1 protein-coding gene is annotated in these 1,778 nt (G+C 65.5%); it reads left to right on the top strand.

The features are described 5' to 3' along the window. Positions 1 to 1,778 (top strand): InlB B-repeat-containing protein (locus BQ7388_RS12295; RefSeq protein WP_200781434.1); only part of this gene is annotated, 1,778 nt, incomplete at both ends.

The raw sequence follows: 1,778 nt of genomic DNA, 5'->3' as shown, positions 1-1,778 counted from the left end.
GGCCGCCGAAGCACCCGCCCTCGCCGCGGCACCGCCCGCGTCCGCCCCGACAGAGACGGTGGAGCTCTGGGTCGACGGCAGCACCGGAAGCGACGCCGACGATGGGTCGAGCACAGCGCCCCTCAAGTCCCTTGGCAAGGCGCTGGAGCTCCAAGCGGCAAACCCGGCGATAACGACCATCAAGATCAAGGGCAGCTTCTCTGCGCCCGCTGCGGCCACCATCCCCGCAGGTGTGACCCTGGTCGTCGCCGGCGTCACCACCATGGAGGGCACCGGCGCGGACGGCATCACGCTTGCGAGCGGATCGACCCTCAGGTGCCTGGATGGCGCCACGCTGACCATGTCCGGCTTTGGCACGGCACTGACCGCCAGGGCGGGTTCGACCATCACCGACGGCAGCTACGTGTTCGAGGACAACGCCGGCGGGAACGTCACCCGTGGCATCGCCCTGGGCGGAACGGTCAGGGGCAGCGGCGGCAAGGACAGCCTCACCATCACGGCTGATGACAAGAATGACACCAACTTCTACGAGTCGGGCATCACCTTCGAGAACTGCACCGTGAGCGTGAACTCCCAAACGCGCACCTGGTTCGACGCTCGTGACCTCAACCTCAAGAACGCCTCGCTCACCGTGGCGGGCTTCGGCCAGACCTACTACATGAACCAACTCAACATGAGCGACTCCGAACTGACGATCAACAAAGGGAGTTCCTGGCGCTATCCCACGGGCATGGCCATCCAGTCGTCCTGCAACATCGTGAACTCGCACATCACCTCCAACACCGGGTCGACGGCCGGCATCTCGATCGGCGGCAACGCGAGCACGACGGTCACCGTGACCAATTCCACCATCGAGCTCAACAACGGCGGCACAGGTGGGCTCAACGTCAACACCGGAAAAGTGGTCTTCGACAACTCGACACTCAAGGGCAACGGCAAGAACTCCGGCGCGCTCTTCGGCGCGCAGGGCAACGGCTACATCGAGTTCGACGGCAGCTCGCTCGTCGAGTCGCCTGCGGCGAAGAACGCAGATACGGGCGCGGGCCAGACGGGCACGAACTACGTCGTGCTCGGTGGCTCCCACCTCGTGAAGTATGCCCCGGACTACAACTCCGGCAGTGGCAGCACCGTTCCCACCAACGGCGCGGACAACGGCAACGAGCGGCTCATGCTCTTCACGCTGGCCGACGCAAGCACGAGCGCGCTTTCGCCTCTTAACTCGAACGGTACAAGCTACAGCTACCCCGTGGCCAACGCCTCGTCCGACGGACAGAAGCACGTGTGGGTCCCCGCCGAGAGCGTTACCTTCAGGCTCAATGCCCCGGACGCCGCCCAGGCGGTCGGGGCGAGATTCAGTGACGGAACGGTCGCGGACAAGGCTGCCGTCGCCATGCGCGGCTACGCGCTCGCCGACGCCACGCCCGCAGCCGGCAGCGCGCAGGTCCCAGGCGACCCCACGGCACTTGGCTATCACTTCGAGGGTTGGTTCTACAGGGATGCGGACGGTGTGGAACGCGCGTACGACAGCTCCGTCACGGTCAATGCGCCCCTGGTCGTCTATGCCAAGTGGTCGAGCGACTCCGCCAGCTATGGCATCGTCTACCACAGCAACCTTGCCGATGACGCCACCTACACCGTCTCTGCGAACAGGCCCGACCGCAGTGCGACCGTAGCGTCGATCGATGCTGCCATCGCCGCGAACGGCGCCTTCTCCCAGCCGGGCAAGATCTTCAAGGGCTGGAACACCAGCGCCGACGGCAGGGGAGAGGAGCATGCCT

This window comes from Olsenella phocaeensis (genome assembly GCF_900120385.1).
Lineage (GTDB): Bacteria > Actinomycetota > Coriobacteriia > Coriobacteriales > Atopobiaceae > Olsenella_I > Olsenella_I phocaeensis.
This window is presented reverse-complemented; position numbering and strand designations above follow the sequence as displayed.